Raw genomic sequence first — 18,356 nt, forward strand, 5'->3', positions numbered from 1 at the left:
CTGAAAAGCAAAAAAGCCAAGTAACCGATAAGTTACTGGCTTTCCATTTTACCCATGATTTTTGATCTATTTGATCTGTGTATTATTCAGGTTTTAGCGCCAACACTTTATCAATGTCAGCCGCGCTGTGACGGTTTGGAACTTGTTCCCAAGGTTCGCCCCAGCTTCGGTTAACGATGCGACCGCGCTGTACCGCTGGACGCGCTTCGATGGCTTTCGCCCAACGTAGAACATGGGTGTAACCTTCTACTTGGAGGAACTCTTGTGCATCGTAGACGTTGCCAAGAACCAGATTGCCATACCAAGGCCAAGTGGCGATGTCTGCAATACTAAACTCATCACCCGCAAGAAATTCGTGCTTCGCTAATTGTTTATCCAAAACATCCAGTTGGCGTTTGGTTTCCATTGTGAAACGATTGATTGGGTACTCAAATTTTTCTGGCGCATAAGCGTAAAAATGACCAAAACCGCCACCTAAATAAGGCGCTGATCCGTGTAACCAAAATAACCAGTTCATCACTTGTGTGCGTTTAACGCCACTTTCTGGCAACAATGCGCCAAATTTCTCAGCAAGATAAACCAGAATAGAAGCAGACTCAAAAATTGGCTCAGCACTGCCATTTACTTTATCGACAAGGGCAGGGATTTTTGAATTCGGGTTGATCTCTACAAAACCAGATGAAAATTGATCACCTTCACCAATATTAATAAGGAACGCGTCGTATTCTGCGTCTTTTCCTAATGCTAAAAGCTCCTCTAGCATGATGGTGATTTTCTGGCCATTTGGTGTTGCTAATGAATAAAGTTGTAAGGCATGTTCACCTACAGGTAATTCTTTGTCGTGAGTCGCGCCTGAAGTCGGGCGGTTCACCGTGGCCCATTTACCGCCACTTCCAGCATCATGAGTCCAGACTTTTGGTGGTGTGTATTGGTTTTCCATTATCATCACTCCTAAACGCGTTACGTGAAATTACTAGACTTATCAAAGCTTGCCTCTTAAAAAAATAAAAGAGGCAAGTGTATTTTAGAGCTTATTTTTTAGACCAAGCAAACGATTCAAACATTGGGTCTACAGGTGTTTTCGCAACATGGTTAACGTAGTTGCTGATGACTTTCTGAGACAGACCAAGGATGACTTCAAGAACTTGCTGTTGTGCATAGCCAGCTGCGAAGAATGCTTTTAGATCATCTTCAGAAACATTGCCACGATTACGAACTATGCTCAATGTAAAATCATGAAGCGCTTGTAATTTTGCTGTTGGCATTGCTTCGCTATTACGCAAAGCGTCAGTCAGTGCCTCATCTACTTTCATTGAATGAGCAATGGCTGTGTGTGCTGGCACACAGTAATGACATTCATGTTCAACGTTAATAGTTTGCCATACAACGGTTAATTCTTCTGCGTTAAAAGAAGAATTTGTGAATTGCTCGTTTAGAAGATTATAGGCTTTAAGAGTACTTGGTGATTCTGACATTGTGCCTAGAAGATTAGGGATGGTTCCCATTTGAGCTTTTGCACCTTCTAAGATAGTTTTGCTGTCTGCTGGAGCCGATTCGATTGTATGAATTTTGAAGTTTGACATAATAATTCCTCTCTACTTTATTTAAGTTTGAATTTGTTTAATCGGAACCTTTGTTCCTTGACGTTGCAATCACTATAGATTTGATTGAATGATTGTTCAAGCTAGATATTGATCAATCGTTCAAGATATGTGCAAGCTTTATGATAGTTATCTCTTAGAGGGTGAAAACGTATTTAATGGTCTAAAAAACAAGTTTATGAAGGGAGTAGTTTGTTTGTTATTAGAAGTGCATATTTCTTTAATGACTTCCTTTTAATTTCCATTGAATTGTCAGTAAATTGTCAATAAATGCTGTTTCAACAGATTTCATTTCGTTACAATCTCATTCCCATTTTATGGCTTATTTTTGAGATCCCTTTTCTCATGTGGTCGTTTGCTTAAAACCATCGCCAGTAATCTGTAATGGACTAATAATAATTAATAGACATGTGTATTCGGTTTGGCTGATTGGTGTCAAATTCGTGCCACATAAATGGAGTTTTATATTATGGTTATCCAGCTTTTTCCTGTTTGGGCGCTATTGCTCTCTGTACTTGCTTTTTATCAGCCTGATTTATTTGTCGGTCTAAAAACTCAAATTATCCCATTACTGACCATTATTATGTTAGCAATGGGTCTTACGTTAAGTGCTGCTGATTTTAAGAAGGTGTTGAAAAGCAGTAAAGCCGTTGGCGTTGGTGTTTTACTGCAATTCATGGTGATGCCTATTGCTGCCTTTGGTGTAGCAATGATGTTTGGTTTTGATACTGAATTAACCGTTGGTATGTTGCTAGTGGGTAGTGTTGCAGGTGGTACATCTTCAAACGTTATGTGTTACCTAGCCAAAGGGGATACCGCGTTGTCTATTTCAATGACGGCGATTTCAACTTTACTTGGTGTGCTATTAACCCCATTGCTTGTGTCTTTGATGATAGGCAAGAGTGTTGATGTGCCAGTTGCTGGTATGTTGATTAGCTTGTTTAAAATCGTGCTTTTACCTGTTGCTGCAGGCGTGCTAATTAATACTTTCTTTTCTCAGTTTGTCCGTAAAGCTGAGCCGATTTTTCCATACATCTCCATGTTTGCGATTGTGTTGATTATCGCGATTGTTGTGGCGTTAAGCTCTTCTAAATTGGTTGAAGTCGGTTTAATCGTTGCAGCAGCTGTTATCCTTCATAATTCAATTGGTTTGGTTTTAGGCTATTGGGTAACTTACTTATTAGGCTTTGACGCAAAAATCTGTCGTACGATTGCCTTTGAAGTGGGTTTGCAAAATTCAGGATTGGCTGCAGCATTAGCGGTAAAATTCTTTACGCCAGCGGCGGCGTTGCCGGGTACTATTTTCAGTGTTTGGCACAACATTTCAGGATCTTTGTTAGCAAGTTACTGGAGCCGTCGCCCTGTTACTAAAAAAATGCCTGAAGAGTTATAAGGCATTTTAAAAAACGACAGACATTCAGTCGGGTGAAGAGTCAGCTGCAAAGATGATGCCTCACCGAGTAAAATTTGTTGTTACCAAAAGGGACGCATTCAAGCGTCCCTTTTTAGTTTTTGAGTTTTGAGCTTAATCTGAGCTTTGAGTCTTAGAAGGCACATCCGTACCTTTCCTAGTCGATTCAATGTCGGTTACACTTAGGCCTGTTTTTTAAATTACTTTTAATTACCCACTGAGCCTAAGCTGTCATGAGTGAGTCTTTACCTACCATATCCCATCGTCTAAGAACATTGAACGAGCGCCAACTGGATGCTGTCAAACAGATTGATGGCCCTCTACTCGTATTGGCAGGCGCTGGCTCAGGAAAAACCAGTGTAATCACGACAAAAATTGCTTATTTGATCCAAACCTGTGGGTATAAAGCCAACAGTATTATTGCGGTAACCTTTACCAACAAAGCCGCGAGAGAAATGAAAGAACGGGTTGTCGGCATGTTGTCTAAGCAAGAAAGTCGAGGCTTAAGTATTTCTACCTTCCATAACTTAGGTTTACGGATTTTACGCAAAGAGTATCGTCGAGTTGGCCTCAAAGAAGGCTTTACTTTATTCGACTCACAAGATTCGCTTAGCCTCATCAAAGAAATTTTAGACAAAGAATTTAACGGGCAAACAGATTCTGCTGCGTATTGTCAAAACACCGTATCCAACTGGAAAAACGACCTAACAACGCCGCAAGAAGCGATGACCAATGCGGACACGGAAGAATACCTCCTAGCGGCACAAGTTTACGCTCAGTATCAACGTTATTTACGTGCCTACAACGCGGTGGATTTTGACGATCTGATTCTATTGCCTGTTAGCGTATTAATGGCGGATGAAGAACTGCGTGATCGCTGGCAGAAAAAAGTCCGCTACTTGCTGGTGGATGAGTGCCAAGATACGAACGGCAGCCAATATGAATTGATTCGCTTACTGGCTGGCTATCGTCGTTGTTTTACCTTGGTAGGTGACGATGACCAATCTATCTATGCATGGCGTGGCGCTCGTCCTGAAAATCTAGAGCGTCTTTCTGTCGATTACCCAAACCTTAAACTGGTTAAACTAGAGCAGAATTATCGTTCGACCAAAACCATCTTGAAAGCGGCCAATACGCTGATCGCGAACAACCCACACGTTTACGATAAAGCCTTGTGGAGTGACCTTGGTATTGGCGATCCGATTCGTGTCATGGTGACTCGTAATGAAGATTCAGAATCAGAGCGTGTCGCAGCTGAAATTCAATCTCGTCATCTTCGTCACGATATTCCTTACCGTGATTTTGCGATTTTATATCGCGGTAATCATCAAGCGAGATTGTTGGAAATTAAGCTACAAGCCTATCGAGTGCCTTACAAAATGAACGGCGGCACTTCGTTCTTCTCTCGTGCTGAAATCAAAGACCTAATGGGGTATTTACGTCTTCTTGTTAACCCTGCGGATGATAATGCGTTCTTACGAGTAGTGAATTTACCGCGTCGTGAAATTGGACCTGCGACCTTAGAAAAAGTCGGTAACCTTGCTACCCTTCATGGCGTCAGCTTATTTGAAGCGTCAGGCTATAAAGAAATTGAAGAAGAAATTACAGGCCGTTCATTGAAAAGCCTGCAGGAATTCGAACGTTGGATGTCTACCTTGCGTAAACGTCTTGAAGGTGCATCCCCGGTTCCTGTGATCGAGCAGATGATTCACGACATGGATTATTACGGCTGGATTCAAGAGCAAAGCTCTTCAACTAAGGCTGCTGAACGTCGTATTGAAAACGTTCGTTTCTTACTTGATTCAATTCAACGCATGATGGAATCTGCGTGGGAAGAAGACGAAACCGCAGGATTGGACCAAGCGATTAGTAAGTTACTTTTGATCGATATGTTAGAACGACAAGAAGAGGAAGAAGACGAAGATAAGGTTCAGTTATTAACGCTTCACGCCTCAAAGGGACTGGAGTATCCACATGTCTTTTTAATCGGTTGTGAAGAAGAGTTATTGCCTCACCGTAATAGTATTGAAAACGACGACATTGAAGAAGAACGACGTCTTGCTTATGTTGGTATCACTCGCGCGAAAAAAACGTTATGTATTACTATGGCGGCGAAACGCCGACAATTTGGTGAAGAAATTGATTGTTTACCAAGTCGATTCCTAGACGAGCTACCAGAAGAAGATCTTGTTTGGGAAGGTCGTGCAGACGAAGGAGAAGTTGCTAAAAAAGAACGTGGGCAAGCGTCTTTGTCTGCACTCAAAGCCATGTTGAATGACTAAACGCTGGTTCAAATAAGGCATAGTTCGATAAAAGACAAAACTCGATAAAAGGCAAAACCAAGCGAGCTAGTCTTGGCTGTTGTCTATTATGTATTGAATCGTATTTTTCATTTCCTCATCGCTACAATCAAAGCACATGCCTTTTGGTGGCATGGCGCTAATGCCATTGTTTACATTTGTTAATAATGTTTCCATTCCTTTCTCGATATGTGGCTGCCAATCGGCTTTATTTCCCAATATCGGTGCACCCGCAACACCACTCATATGGCAAGCAATGCAATAGGTGTTAAAAATCTTATCAGCTGATCGTTCTGCCAAAGCCAAACCACTTGAAGCCATAATAAAAAAAGCAAAAATAGACATCACTGCTTGTTTGACATTAACTCGTTGGAACCGCATAACGAAACATTCCTTATGGAAATAAAGACAGAAAAATCAAAAACAAATTATCCTCGACTTCACCAACAAGGTAAATGTTATAAGTCGATATAAAAATACCGTTTATCTGACTCTTTCTGTCATTAAGCACTGGAATCCTGTGCGTATTCCATTAGAATACGCACTTCAATTCTTACTTGGCTTTGTTGTTCATTAATAGAACTGCAATATATTTAGCCACAGTCATGCGCCCGTAGCTCAGCTGGATAGAGCGTCGCCCTCCGGAGGCGAAGGCCGGAGGTTCGAATCCTCTCGGGCGTACCATTTTATTTTTATATTCAATTTCTTACGTTATTTTGATAACCATTTCTTAGCCTTATTAAGGAACTACCCATAAGTTTTTTTTGCTAAAAATAGGTATATGGGTTTGCTTTTTTGATTACGTAGGTACGATCAAAATCAATAGAAATACCTTTATCTGGGACCCTAAGAATATCAGAAACGTTTCAGCTCCTGACTTTGGTAGCTTTTCAATTTTTATAGATTTTTGGCGGTGGTTTGAAGATCTTCGCCCGATTTGTTCGTATGCTTCTTAGTTTAGTCGTGTGCCTTCGCTATCATATTTTCTTTGTTTACTGCACAGGTTGGTCTCTGCTTTTTTGATAGCGCCATGACTATTTGTTCTAGACCAATTTTTTTGCTTTCTAACAAAGATTCTTGTGATAAGTAGCCTACGTGTGGTGTCACAATGACGTTCTCTAAGGTGATCAATTCGTTATCGAGATTTGTTTCATCGGCAAGAACGTCCAATCCTGCAGCGGACACTTTTCCTGATTTCAAATTACGAATAAGTGCTTGTTCGTCTATTAATTCACCACGTGCTGTATTAATGAGGATTACACCATCTTTCATTTTTGAAAAAGACGCTTCATTGATCATATTTTTCGTTTCGTCGGTAAGCGGTGTATGCAAAGACACAATATCGGAAAGACTTAACAGTTCATCCAATGTATCGCATTTTGTAATGCCTAACTTCACTGCTTCTTCCTGTGTTTTGGATCGACTATAAAACACAATATTAATACCAAACCCTTGTAGCATAGGTATCATGGTTTGAGGGATTGAACCCAGTGAGACGAGGCCGCAAGTCTTTCCTTTTAGTTGAGAAAGCTCTGAGCAGCCAGGAGAGTTGTCCCAGATTCCTGCTTTGACGTTTTGGTTATAGGTGATTAGGTTTCGATTAAGGTTGAGTAAAAACGCCATGGCGTGGCTGGCTACTTCGTAGGCGCAGAAACCAGGGCTATTGGTAACATAAATACCTTGCTCCGTAGCACTCTTGACATCGATTTCATTGGTACCGATAGAATGAAGTGCAATAATTTTTAGCCTTGGAAGTTGCTCTATAATATCAGCTGTAACACTTGTGTATTCAAGGGTTAAAGAATTAGCGTCTTTTATGTCTTCAATAATGTTATTACCAGTCACTTGTATCAGCTCTAAATCTTCAATATTCCACTCTTTAAGCAGCTGACGCTCATAATCAAGGTCTCCTGGCATATTGTAATAAACGACCTTCTTTTTGTTTGGCATTTTCTTCCCCAGAAGCAAGAGTGATGATTTAAGTAGTTATGTTGGAATATGAGTAAAAAATAGACTAATGGCTCATCCAATGTCGCAAGTTGTCTAACATTTCACTGCAACGATTTAGCTGTTTTATTTCCACAAACTCGTCTGGTTTATGACCTTGCTCCATACTGCCTGGGCCGCAAACGAGCGTTGCAACACCAGCTTCGTCAAATAGTCCACCTTCCGTACCAAAAGCAACGGTATCGAAATGTTTACTTTGGCTCCAATCAGCAAGCCATTGTGCGAATTGAGATTGAGGATCAGTTAGTAGAGGAGGATAGGCGGCTAAAGGTTCAAATTGGATGTGAGTGTCAGCATGAACCGATTGCATTTCAGGCTCAAGCGTCTGTTGCGCGTAATCTTGTAATGCCTTAAACGTTTTTGCAGCATTGGCTTGAGGAAGGTAGCGCATTTCCATATCAAACTGACAAAATTCTGGAACAATGTTTAAAGCAGCTCCACCTTTTATAACTCCTGTTTGTAGAGTGCTATAAGGAGGGTCAAAACGATCATCCAATTGCTGTTTCAATGGCTCGCCTAATTCGGTGAGTTTATTGATGAGTTTCGCGGAGTACTCGATTGCGTTGACACCTTCAGGTGCATAAGCTGAGTGGCATGCATGTCCCTGAACTTTACAGCGCATGGCCACTTTGCCCTTGTGACCATAGACTGGCTGCATGCTGGTCGGCTCGCCAATAATACACATAGCTGGTTTCTCAGGTGAGGCGTTAATGTGTTCAATCAAGCTACGAACACCTAAACAACCTACTTCTTCATCATAAGAAAACGCCAGATGTAAAGGCATGCGTAGATTCGCTTGTTGGAAGTGAGGAGTCGCTGCCAATACGCAAGCAATGAAACCTTTCATATCGGCGCTGCCACGGCCAAAACATTTACCGTCTTTTTCTGTCAGTTGAAAAGGTGATACAGACCAACTTTGCCCATCCACTGGCACCACGTCAGTGTGGCCTGATAACATGATACCGCCATCCCCAGAAGGGCCTAAACGGGCATACAAGTTGGCTTTTGTCTTTTCGTCATTGAAAATTAAAGTGGATTCAATGCCCAGCTCGCCCAAGTAGTGTTGAATCATATCAATCAACGCAAGATTCGATTCTCTGCTGGTGGTATCGAAGCCTAATAATTGGCTTAATAGCACTTTTAATCGAGGAGCAAGTGCCGATGGTGAATTACTCATCACCCGCCACTCCATAACTTGGGGCATCTCTTGGGTCTAACGCGCGCGTCACATAAGCTTTCATTTGAGGCTCATAATCCTGCCAAAGTAAAGAGAGCTTTTCGATAGGTTTTACATCTTCCCAATCAACCCGTAAATCGACTAATGGCCAACTACAGTTATCAACCACTTTGACTGCTGCGGAGTGAACTGGGCCAGCTTCTCCACCATTTTTAACACCTGCAGATAGTGCCTTAATAAGTCGGTCAGTGAGCTCGCCCTCTGAAGATTCAAACGTCTCTGTCATGGCGTTAATAACACTTTGATTATGGAGCATGTTTCCTGCTGCAACACAATTTTTTGCCATTACAGTATTGTGAATACCTAATGTGTTTTTACCACTGAAGCAGGCACTTTTACCTTTGGTGTTGAGAACCGTGACTTGTCGATAGTCACTAAATTCATCAGAGGATAACGCCGCTTCCAATGCTTGTTCAGGGGAAAGACCGTTTTTCAATTGTTCAAGTGCTGTAGGCCCTAGTGCAGGTAAGGTAATATTTTGACTTGATACGGCACCCACACCTGCGAGTAGCCAAGGACAACGGGCGCCAACAGCAATGCTAGATGAACTGATCGCAATACCAAGTTGTCCTGTTTTTTCGCAATAGCCTGCAATGGAAATAGTCATATACACTCCTAATTATTTTTTGTCTGGAATAACAGCAATAACATCGATTTCCACTAACCATTCTGGTTGTGCTAACCCAGAAACCACGAGCCCAGTAGAAATAGGGAATACCCCTTTGAGCCATCGACCTGCTTCTTGATAGACGGGTTCGCGAAAACGTGGATCTGTTATATAAGTTGTAGTTTTGACGATATGAGTCATGTCACTACCGGCTTCTTCCAAAAGCTGTTTGATATTTTTCATTGCTTGTTCTGTTTGTGCTCTAGGGTCTCCGAGACCGACTAATTCACCTTTAAAATTCGTGCCTATCTGACCACGGACATAAACAGTATTCCCCGCAACAACTGCTTGGCAAAGGTCATTATCCAGTGATTGATTCGGATAAGTTTCCTTTGTATTGAACATTCGGATACGAGTATGTGTTGGCATAATAACTCCTTATTTAGGCATCATTTCTGTATTGTTGGTATTGGCGTTGAATCACGATTTGATCAGCAATGTACTTTGCATCGTGCCATACACCCCAAATAAAAGTGGAGCCACGGCGTGACAGCCATGGAAGACCAAGGAAATACACGCCAGCTTCACTGGATACGCCACGGTGGTGTTTAGGTTGGTTGTTCTCATCAAAAGCATCTACTTTTAACCAGCTGTAATCTGTTGTGTAGCCAGTAGCCCAAATAATAGATGTAATGCCTGCTTTTTTAAGATCCAATTCTAATGTCGGGTTCGACATACATTCAGGATCAGCTAACAGTTGGTGAGCTTCAGGCTCTTCTGGTAAGTCTAAGCCATTATTGGCAATGTATTCATCTGCTCGTTTTAATAAAGATAAGTAATTGTCATCGCCATTACGAATACTATTGGCTAAGTCATTACGAAAGCTAACGATACCATTCTCAAAAGATTCGGTACGACCAATAAGTTTTAAACCTTGCTTAGACAGCTCTCTAAAGTCGATAGTCTGGCCACCATGAGCACCACTTACCGCAATGGTGACATGTTCTTTACCTGGCTCATTCGCAGCGGCATCCCATAAACCTAGGACACCTAGCCACCAAACAAAATCACGGCCACGATAACTCCGAGGTGGTCGATCATGTGGACCTACCGAAAGATAAACATCTTTTCCTGCACGTTGTAATTCGTCGGCAATTTGCACACCTGAAGATCCAGCACCGATAACCAGTATGCTTCCGTCAGGAAGCTGCCTTGGGTTGCGGTATTTAGCAGAGTGAATCTGATAAAGTTCAGGATCTTTCGGTGCAATAGCAGGAATAATAGGAACTTGGAATGCGCCAGTTGCAGACACTAGGCGTTGTGTATTGAATGTACCTTTCGATGTTTCAACAGTGAAGCCAGAAGCATTTGTGTTTTTGGTTACGCTAAATACTTCAACACTTGTACGAACAGGGAGGTTGAACTTTTCTACATAAGCGTTGAAATAGTCTGCAACTTTTTCTTTAGGAATAAAAGCGTCAGGCTCTGCATTAGGAAACTCCATGCTTGGAAAACGGTCGTGCCAAGCTGGACCATTTGCCACAAGTGAGTCCCAACGAGACGTACGCCAGGCTTCTGCAATACGACTCTTTTCCAATAATATGTGTGGCACGTTTTGATTTGATAGGTGTTCGCTCATAGCGACACCTGCTTGTCCAGCGCCAACGATAAGTGTGTCGATATCTGTAATATTAACGGTCATAACTTTGCGCCTTATGTTGCAAAAAATATCTTTTAAGCTTAGAGCAGCAATGAAAAGGCGTAAAATATTATAAATATACGATCTATATAGAAAAAATATTCGTAAGGCATTTACGAAGATTCAGTTTCAGCTTCATACCTTATTAAAAATTCTCTAATAGATAATACTCTGCTGATTTTTTTACACTGTTAATAAAGAAAGTGGCTTATCGTGCTTGCTGTTTAAGTCGTATTCTTTGCAGAAATCCATAAATAATCGTGCAGGTTCAGTTGGCTGACTTACTTTCAAATAAGCCATAATCAATTTTGAGCTGTCCATTTCATCACTGATTTCGACACAAGCCAGTTTTTCCCCATCGTAGGTTACATTGGTGCTTGGTCGTGTGACCAGCACCGAAAATCCTTGCTCTTGACCAACCATACATCTCACCATTTCAATGGAAGGCGATGTATAAGCAATATTAGGCTGTAAGCCTTTTTCTGAAAAAATATTGAGAAAATAATTTCGACTCGGGATGACATCCAACAAAATCATGGGTAATTGACTGAGTTCCTTTAAGCTCACGGATGTTTGTAAAGCCAAAGGGTGATTTTCATGGAGTAGTGCATAGGGTTTATGAGGTGCGTTCAATGCTTCTTTGCAAATGGAATTGTCCAGTTCTAGGTCATATAAAAAAGCCAAATCAAATTGTCCTCTGTGTAGACCAATCATCATTTCATGTTGTTCACCATCATAGAGTTGAATATTGATGTTGGGGTATTCCTTTTTAAATCCCGCAATTAGTTTAGGAAGGTATAAGGGAGCAACTGAAGCAAAGCTTCCTACTGAAATTTGTCCACTAATGTGTTCACTGGCTGCTAAGGTGTTTTGCTCAAACTCATGAGAAAGGCGAAGCAACTCTCTGGCTTTGTCGTAAAAGCGTCGGCCGCTTGGAGTGAGGGAGACTCCTTGGGCATGATGTCGAATTAATAACTGCTGATCAAAGGTGTACTCTAAATTTTTAATAGCGATAGATATGGAAGGTTGTGCAATATGTAACCTTCTAGATGCTTCTGCGATACTTTCTGTTTCAACAACAGTGATAAAGTAGTGGAGCTGTTTTAAAGTAAAATTTTTCATATATTACCCATAATAAAAAATATTGCCTAATGGTTGTTAGCCTCTACATTTTATAGAAGCAACGCTTATGCCATTAAGTTAGGTAAAATAAAAATCTTTGAAGTTTACAGGCTCAATGCCATATAAAACTTCCGGTTTTTTGCTAATTTGAAAGCTCAGTAAAATAACTCTCAGCTTTTTAAGTAAGGACTTACCTGGGGATAGCGCTTATCTGTGCTCTTTTTAAGGGCTGTTTGAACTTTTATGGGGCAAAATTCCCTTCAAACGAGGGGGAAATAAAACAACGGATATTTTCTCAAAATAATCGATTAGATAGTTTTTTTAAAACTAGAAGCAAACAAAATTATAATTGCCACTGATCCTATTCTCGCCACATAGTATACACACGATACTTTTTTAGAAGGTGTGTTTTTAATTTGATTCACTCGGCTGTGGAGCATCAGATGATTGAACAAGCGCAAATAGATCAATATCACAAACAAGGTTTTTTGGTTGTTGAAAACGTATTAACAGCTGAAAACATAGCGGCACTGCAAAATGATTTCGACACTTGGGTAAATGAAAGCCGTCAGCACAGTGAGCCTTGGGGAGAGACTCAAGATGGGCGTGCTCGCTTTGATATTGAAGGTGATCATAGTGCAGACCACCCATCACTGCGCCGTGTTACTTCACCAACAGAAATTTCTGAAGCGTTTAAGCGTACAGCATTAGAATCTCGAGTTGCTCAAATTGCAGGGCAGTTGATTGGTGGTCATGGTGCTCGATTACACCATAGTAAAGTGAACTCAAAGTTGCCATATACTGCGACACAAGTGAAATGGCACCAAGATTTTCCATTTACGCCTCATACTAACGATGACTTGGTTACTTGTTTATTAATGGTGAGTGAAGTAACGCCAGAGAATGGACCGTTACAAGTCATTTCTAATAGCCATAAAGGGCCTCTATTTACACATTGGCATGATGGACAATTTACAGGTGCTGTGAGCGCTGAAATTGAAGAAGAACACTGTCAAAAACCAATGGCGTGTTATGGACCATCCGGTTCTGTTTGCTTTATGCATTCCCGCTTACTGCATGCCTCAAGCCCAAATGAAACAGAATTACCTCGTACTCTATTTATTAGCGTTTATGCAGCCGAAGATGCTTTGCCATTAGGTGATAACCCATTACCAAGTATTCACACAGGTACGTTGGTTTGGGGGAAAGAAAGCGGAGAAACTCGTATTACAGAAAATATATTGCGCTTGCCACAGAAACCTAAAGGCGCTTCTTTCTTTGTTCAGCAAGCTGGCGAAGAATCATTCAATTAATAAACCAAGGAGAAAACTATGTCTCTTTCCATAGAAGAAAAAACGCGGATCGATCTTGCCGCTTCATTTCGTATTATCGCGCATTTAAATATGCACGAAGCGGTCGCTAATCACTTTAGTGCAGCGGTTTCTGCTGACGGTAAGCAGTTTCTTATTAACCCGAAATGGAAGCATTTTTCTCGTATCTGTGCCAGTGACCTATTATTGCTGGACGCTGATGATTCTTCTTGCGCCAAGCGCCCTGATGTTGATTCTACGGCTTGGTCTATTCATGGACAATTGCATAAGAAGTCACCGCATATACGCGTAGCGATGCATTTACACCCAGTCTATACCACAGCGGTATCATCCATGAAGAATCCGCATATCCCTCCGATAGATCAAAATACGGCACGTTATTTTAACCGTGTTTCAGTTGATACTATGTTTGGTGGTATGGCGGACACAGCAGAAGAAGGTGCTCGACTATCAAGTTTATTGAAAGATAACAGCCGACTTCTTATGGGGAATCATGGTGTTATGGTGACGGGAGAAGATATTGGCGTTGCCTTTGATGATATTTGGACTTTGGAGCGGTCTTGTCAAATATTGGTGGCCGCGTGGTCAACAGGGCAGCCGTTGAATGTTTTATCTGATGAAGTCGCGGAAAAAACAGCTCGAGATTGGGAAGGCATAACTGACTTTTCACGCCAACATTTTGAAGAAATGAAAGCGTTAATGATTCAAATGGACCCTTCTTTTCTTGACTAGTAATAGGTGATCCTAACGTATTTACCCCTCGTGCTTTGCTGTTTGTAACCAGTCAATGAATGGCGCTGCATGCGGGTGATTTTTGATTACATCAATTTCTCTTGTCCTAAGAGTAAACCTTTTTCTTGTATCTCAGCACCAGTTGCTATGCTAGATAAATTAACACATGAACCTGCATTCTGTGTGAGCTCCTTAACCCCAGCCGTTTCAAGACAACCATTCTAATTTGGTTGGTTATGGTTATATTCTCTCCAGACTACTTGAGTTTTTCATATGACTTTTTGTGCAAAAAAAAAGATATCCACAGCCAAATATTGAATTGTCTGAATCGGCACGAATGACGTTTTACGGGCGTTTTTAGGTGTATTATAGGATGTTGAAAATTTGATATTTTGAAACATAAAAAAGGCGCTTCCTCAGAAGCGCCAGCGCTTTTTTAGAACGAAACAGAGGCTGATACAGCACAGGAAATATCTTGTATTAAGCTGGATCTTTATAGGCCGTCAGCTCAATTTCCATCTTACAATTCACCGTAATCATTGACTGTACGCAAGAGCGTGCTGGCGGAGCATCACCAAAATACTCTTTAAAGACGCTGTTAAAAGCACCAAAATCTCTAGTATCATCTAGCCAAATACCGACTCGAACTACGTCTTTAAGACCATATCCAGCTTCTTCTAAAGTACAAATAAGGTTTTTCATGGTTTGGTGAGTTTGGGCAATAATACCGCCTTCGATTACTTCGCCCTTGTCCATTGGGATATCCCCTGAAACAAAGAGAAAGCCTCCAGCTTCAACGGCTCTTGCAAAGGGTAATATTTGGCCGCCAGGACCGACTTTTTCTGTACCATATCGTTTAATTGTCATAATGCTTCTCTTAGGGTTCTCGATCAAATAGACGTGGTTTCTTTTGCGCTTTTAAAATTTAATTATTCCCAAAAGGCATTTCTATCCATGTAGTTTTTCAAAAATTGCTCTAAACGAGGTGGTTTCTCACCTTGGAATATTTCCTGTGGTGAGCCTTTCACAAGGATTTCTCCTTGATCTAAAAATACCACTGTGTCGGCGACTTGTGCTGCGAATCCCATTTCATGGGTTACCACGATCATGGTCATGCCTTCGCTAGCAAGATCCTTCATAACTTGAAGCACTTCACCAACCAATTCTGGATCCAGAGCGGATGTTGGTTCGTCAAACAACATTACAGAAGGCTCCATTGCTAAAGAGCGGGCAATCGCCACACGTTGCTGCTGACCGCCAGACAATTGTGCTGGGTAATGCATCGCCCGTTCAGCCAAGCCAACCTTTGCTAGGATGGCATGACCTTTTTCATTTGCTTCTCGGCGACTGAATTTTTTAACTCTTACTAAGGCTTCTGTCACATTTCCTAATGCTGTCATATGGGGCCAAAGGTTGAACTGTTGGAATACCATACCCATATTGCGTCGTACATGATTGAGCTCGTTAGTAGAAGTTAGCTTTCTAACGTCTGTATTATCGTTATAGCCCAGCATTTCCCCTTCAATAAAAACATTGCCTCCAGAGTATTGCTCTAAAAATGCAATGCAACGGAGCAGGGTACTTTTTCCTGAGCCAGAAGGGCCAATCAAGCACATAACTTCTGACGGTTGTACTGATAAATTTACACTTTTTAAAACTTGGGTACTGCCAAAGCTTTTGCTCATATTTTGAACGTCAACAATTGGAGATTCTTTAGTTTGTTTGTTCATATTGATCGCTCCATATATTTGCTCAAACGCTTTTCTGTCCAAGAGCCAAATCGCGCGGTTAATTCAGATAAAATAAGATAAGAAATAGCCAGAACCGTGAGTGTTTCGGCATAGGCATAGGTTTCAGAACCAATACCGGTTAAAACAAAAGCTAATTCAGGTACGGTAACAATAGATAAAATAGTGGTTTCTTTACCAAGAATGATACAAATATTGACCAATCCAGGAGTGATTAGAACCATCATTTGAGGGATTTGAATACGCCATAAAACGCTGATTTTTGAAAACCCCATTATTTGTGCAGCTTCTAATTGACCTAGGGATATGGAATTAAACCCTGAGCGGAATAGCTCAGCGAAATACGCACTACAATAGATGGCTAAGCCAATGATCCCGGCTTCAATAGGCTCTAGGTATAGACCGAAGGATGGGCCGCCATAATAAAGTAGGAAGAGCTGTATTAGAAAAGGTGTGCCTCTTATTATCTCAACGTAAAGGCGAACAGGATAACGAAACACCGCGGCTTTAGACATTAAGCCTAGTGCAACAAAAAGTCCCAATACCATGGCAATAAGAGCGGCCACAACCGTACATAGAATTGTCAGCCCAAAGCCGCTGGCTATTTCGGGTAAATGGTCAATAATTACTTGAATATCAAATGTCATTATGCAATTACCCTCCGGTTGATTCGTGCTTCCAACCAGAAACCAAATGCTGAAATCATGCTATTTATGATAAAATAGATTCCAGCTGCAGTTAGGTAGAACTCAAATGGTTGAAAGTTGCTTGATGCTAAGTTTTGAGAAATTCGAGTGAGTTCTGTAATACCAACCGCTGAGATTAATGATGATGCCTTTACGAGGAGAATAGCTTCATTAATGATTCCAGGGATGGTTAATCGAATGACTTGAGGTAGTTCAATAAAAAGTAAAACTTGAAATTGGTTTAACCCCACCATCGTTGCTGACTCTTTTTGCCCAGTTGGTAAGCTTAAAAAACCACCCCGTAAAATTTCTGTCATATAGGCGCTAGCACACAACCCAATACATGCTGTTGCAGCCACTAAAGCTGGTATATTTATCCCAATAAGTGGCAGGCAGTAATAGGTCACCATGAGTTGAACTAATAAGGGGACGCCTCTAAAAAGAGAAATATAAAGTTGTGCAAAAAAACGAACGGCATAATGTGATGATAATCGAGCCAAACACATTAAAACACCAACCATTAACCCCAGTACTACTGCCATTAAAGACAGGAATAGCGTCATTTGTACGCCATCCCATAAAAGAGGCAGAGCAACGGGGAGCGTAGAAAAATCTAACATCGATTTGCTCCCCGAGAGATTATATTTGTGGAACAATCATATCTGTCGGTAAATCCATTGGATTACCAAACCATTTCACTTGAATGTCCTCCATACGGCCATCCGCTTTCATCTTAACAATGATGTCATTGATCGCTTTCAGTAAGCTTTCAGAGTCCGTGTTTTTACGAGTTACGTAGCCGTAATAGGTCTTTTTACCGAAAGGCGGTAAAACCACTTCAAAGTTTTTATGTTGGCTGGCAACGTAAGCAATATTCGGTAAGGAGTTTGCTACCGCAACAACACGCCCAGTCATGATTTCAGAATAAGCTGAGTTATTGTCTACATATAGCTTGATTTCAGCTGGTGTCTCTAAGCTGGTTGAGAAGTCTTCAAGTTGTGCTGCTTGTGAAGAACCTTTACCAGCACCAACAGGCTTGCCTGCGATATCTTCTGGCTTAGTAACAGCGCTATTGCCTTTTCTTTTTAGTAGGGCAACGGAAGCGTCAGCGATAGGAAGAGAGAAATTGTAGCGTTTCATTCTTTCTTTAGTGATGGTTACAGGACCGCCAACCATATCAAATTTACTCGCTTCTAAGCCTGGTAAAACACTTGGCCAAGGTAAGTCCACATAACTAATTTTTACACCCAGCTCCTTGCCAACCTCAGTGAAAAAGTCTTTGTTCAATCCTGCATGCTTACCGTTATCAAGAAAGTCAAAAGGTGCAAAATGAAGCTCCGTACCGATGATTAATTCACCTTTAGATTTTACATCAGACAATACATCCGCTTGGGCAGAAGTAGCAGCTAATACAGTCGTTAAACCTAATAACGCGATTTTCAATGGTGTCACTATTTTGTTGGTTTTCATCTTTTTTGATCTCCACAGTTAATGATTTATACAAACGCTTATTTATCTAATTAATAGAATTGAGTTGACGCTATTTTGAAGGGGATCTCACTTAGAGATTTTTCTTCAATATGTTTGTATATACATACAACGTGCCATTATTTTCTCCGATTCGAAAAATCACTCTGTATGATACGGAGCATCAGGGTCATTTATTTTTTATATGCTCTAGTTAGGATTAAACTAAGTCTCTAAGCTGTGCGGTGTAAGGCTTTCAAGATTTTTTTGCACTGTTTTTGAACACGTTTTTGCCTATGTTTTTGTGGAATAAATCCCGTTTTTTTATTGTTTTGTTATTGTTGTTTTGAAGTCTTTTGAAATCAATTTTTAGGGGGGGGAGATTATATTTTTTAGACTTATTTACTT

Annotated in this window: 18 protein-coding genes and 1 tRNA gene; 5 read left to right on the plus strand and 14 right to left on the minus strand. The window is 41.0% G+C overall.

The genetic code is table 11. From position 1 onward, the window contains the following. Positions 1-82: 82 nt before the first annotated feature. Both yghU and MUS1_RS03260 read right to left on the minus strand, forming a co-directional pair. Positions 83-940, minus strand: coding sequence for a glutathione-dependent disulfide-bond oxidoreductase (yghU, locus tag MUS1_RS03255; protein ID WP_036158933.1), 858 nt, complete (start codon positions 938-940; stop codon positions 83-85). Between the two features lie 91 nt (positions 941-1,031). Next, a complete protein-coding gene (locus MUS1_RS03260; RefSeq protein ID WP_036158936.1) occupies positions 1,032-1,583 on the minus strand; it encodes a carboxymuconolactone decarboxylase family protein in 552 nt (183 codons plus the stop codon). 487 nt (positions 1,584-2,070) lie between these two features. Here MUS1_RS03260 and MUS1_RS03265 point away from each other — a divergent pair, with 487 nt between their 5' ends. Both MUS1_RS03265 and rep read left to right on the plus strand, forming a co-directional pair. Further along, complete coding sequence (locus tag MUS1_RS03265; RefSeq protein WP_036158937.1) at positions 2,071-2,994, plus strand: bile acid:sodium symporter family protein; 924 nt, start codon at positions 2,071-2,073, stop codon at positions 2,992-2,994. A gap of 251 nt (positions 2,995-3,245) precedes the next feature. Further along, positions 3,246-5,294 (plus strand): DNA helicase Rep, encoded by a 2,049-nt coding sequence (rep, locus tag MUS1_RS03270; RefSeq protein WP_036158939.1) that lies wholly within the window; start codon positions 3,246-3,248, stop codon positions 5,292-5,294. Positions 5,295-5,360: 66 nt separating this feature from the next. Here rep and MUS1_RS03275 read toward each other — a convergent pair whose 3' ends face one another. Next, entirely contained in the window at positions 5,361-5,693 is a 333-nt protein-coding gene (locus tag MUS1_RS03275) for a c-type cytochrome (protein ID WP_036158942.1), read from the minus strand. 226 nt (positions 5,694-5,919) lie between these two features. On the opposite strand from MUS1_RS03275, the gene MUS1_RS03280 reads away from it, so the two are divergent. Next, positions 5,920-5,996 (plus strand) — tRNA-Arg (locus MUS1_RS03280). Between the two features lie 273 nt (positions 5,997-6,269). Here MUS1_RS03280 and MUS1_RS03285 read toward each other — a convergent pair. The 6 genes from MUS1_RS03285 to MUS1_RS03310 all read right to left on the minus strand — a co-directional run bounded on the left by MUS1_RS03285 (position 6,270) and on the right by MUS1_RS03310 (position 11,984). Then, positions 6,270-7,262, minus strand: a complete 993-nt coding sequence (locus MUS1_RS03285) for a C-terminal binding protein (protein WP_036158944.1) — start codon at positions 7,260-7,262, stop codon at positions 6,270-6,272. Positions 7,263-7,326: 64 nt separating this feature from the next. Continuing rightward, a complete protein-coding gene (argE, locus tag MUS1_RS03290) occupies positions 7,327-8,496 on the minus strand; it encodes an acetylornithine deacetylase (RefSeq protein WP_036158946.1) in 1,170 nt (389 codons plus the stop codon). Further along, positions 8,489-9,163 (minus strand): DUF1028 domain-containing protein, encoded by a 675-nt coding sequence (locus MUS1_RS03295; RefSeq protein ID WP_036158947.1) that lies wholly within the window; start codon positions 9,161-9,163, stop codon positions 8,489-8,491. Before MUS1_RS03295 ends, argE begins: the two co-directional genes overlap by 8 nt. A 12-nt stretch (positions 9,164-9,175) precedes the next feature. Further along, the gene (locus MUS1_RS03300) at positions 9,176-9,592 is read right to left on the minus strand and encodes a RidA family protein (protein WP_036158949.1); all 417 of its coding nucleotides are present in this window, start codon (positions 9,590-9,592) and stop codon (positions 9,176-9,178) included. A gap of 13 nt (positions 9,593-9,605) precedes the next feature. Continuing rightward, positions 9,606-10,865: a flavin-containing monooxygenase gene (locus MUS1_RS03305; RefSeq protein ID WP_036158951.1), complete on the minus strand. Its 1,260-nt coding sequence runs from the start codon at positions 10,863-10,865 to the stop codon at positions 9,606-9,608. A 180-nt stretch (positions 10,866-11,045) separates the two neighbouring features. Beyond that, on the minus strand, positions 11,046-11,984 hold the full coding sequence (locus tag MUS1_RS03310) for a LysR substrate-binding domain-containing protein (protein ID WP_036158952.1): 939 nt from the start codon (positions 11,982-11,984) through the stop codon (positions 11,046-11,048). Between the two features lie 443 nt (positions 11,985-12,427). On the opposite strand from MUS1_RS03310, the gene MUS1_RS03315 reads away from it, so the two are divergent. After that, on the plus strand, positions 12,428-13,297 hold the full coding sequence (locus tag MUS1_RS03315; protein ID WP_036158954.1) for a phytanoyl-CoA dioxygenase family protein: 870 nt from the start codon (positions 12,428-12,430) through the stop codon (positions 13,295-13,297). An 18-nt stretch (positions 13,298-13,315) separates the two neighbouring features. Next, positions 13,316-14,047, plus strand: a complete 732-nt coding sequence (locus MUS1_RS03320; protein WP_036158956.1) for a class II aldolase and adducin N-terminal domain-containing protein — start codon at positions 13,316-13,318, stop codon at positions 14,045-14,047. A gap of 480 nt (positions 14,048-14,527) precedes the next feature. On the opposite strand, the gene MUS1_RS03325 is transcribed toward MUS1_RS03320, so the two are convergent. The 5 genes from MUS1_RS03325 to MUS1_RS03345 form a co-directional block, all read right to left on the minus strand. Further along, positions 14,528-14,914 carry a RidA family protein gene (locus MUS1_RS03325; RefSeq protein WP_036158958.1) on the minus strand — a complete coding sequence of 129 codons (387 nt, stop codon included), beginning with the start codon at positions 14,912-14,914 and terminating at the stop codon, positions 14,528-14,530. A 62-nt stretch (positions 14,915-14,976) separates the two neighbouring features. Continuing rightward, positions 14,977-15,777 (minus strand): amino acid ABC transporter ATP-binding protein, encoded by an 801-nt coding sequence (locus tag MUS1_RS03330; RefSeq protein ID WP_051436071.1) that lies wholly within the window; start codon positions 15,775-15,777, stop codon positions 14,977-14,979. Beyond that, the gene (locus tag MUS1_RS03335; RefSeq protein WP_036158960.1) at positions 15,774-16,442 is read right to left on the minus strand and encodes an amino acid ABC transporter permease; all 669 of its coding nucleotides are present in this window, start codon (positions 16,440-16,442) and stop codon (positions 15,774-15,776) included. Before MUS1_RS03335 ends, MUS1_RS03330 begins: the two co-directional genes overlap by 4 nt. After that, positions 16,442-17,101 (minus strand): amino acid ABC transporter permease, encoded by a 660-nt coding sequence (locus tag MUS1_RS03340; protein ID WP_036158962.1) that lies wholly within the window; start codon positions 17,099-17,101, stop codon positions 16,442-16,444. Before MUS1_RS03340 ends, MUS1_RS03335 begins: the two co-directional genes overlap by 1 nt. Positions 17,102-17,120: 19 nt before the next feature. Continuing rightward, positions 17,121-17,951, minus strand: coding sequence for a transporter substrate-binding domain-containing protein (locus tag MUS1_RS03345; RefSeq protein ID WP_084035535.1), 831 nt, complete (start codon positions 17,949-17,951; stop codon positions 17,121-17,123). Between the last annotated feature and the right edge of the window lie 405 nt (positions 17,952-18,356).

It is taken from the genome of Marinomonas ushuaiensis DSM 15871 (assembly GCF_000521805.1).
Classification (GTDB): Bacteria; Pseudomonadota; Gammaproteobacteria; order Pseudomonadales; family Marinomonadaceae; genus Marinomonas; species Marinomonas ushuaiensis.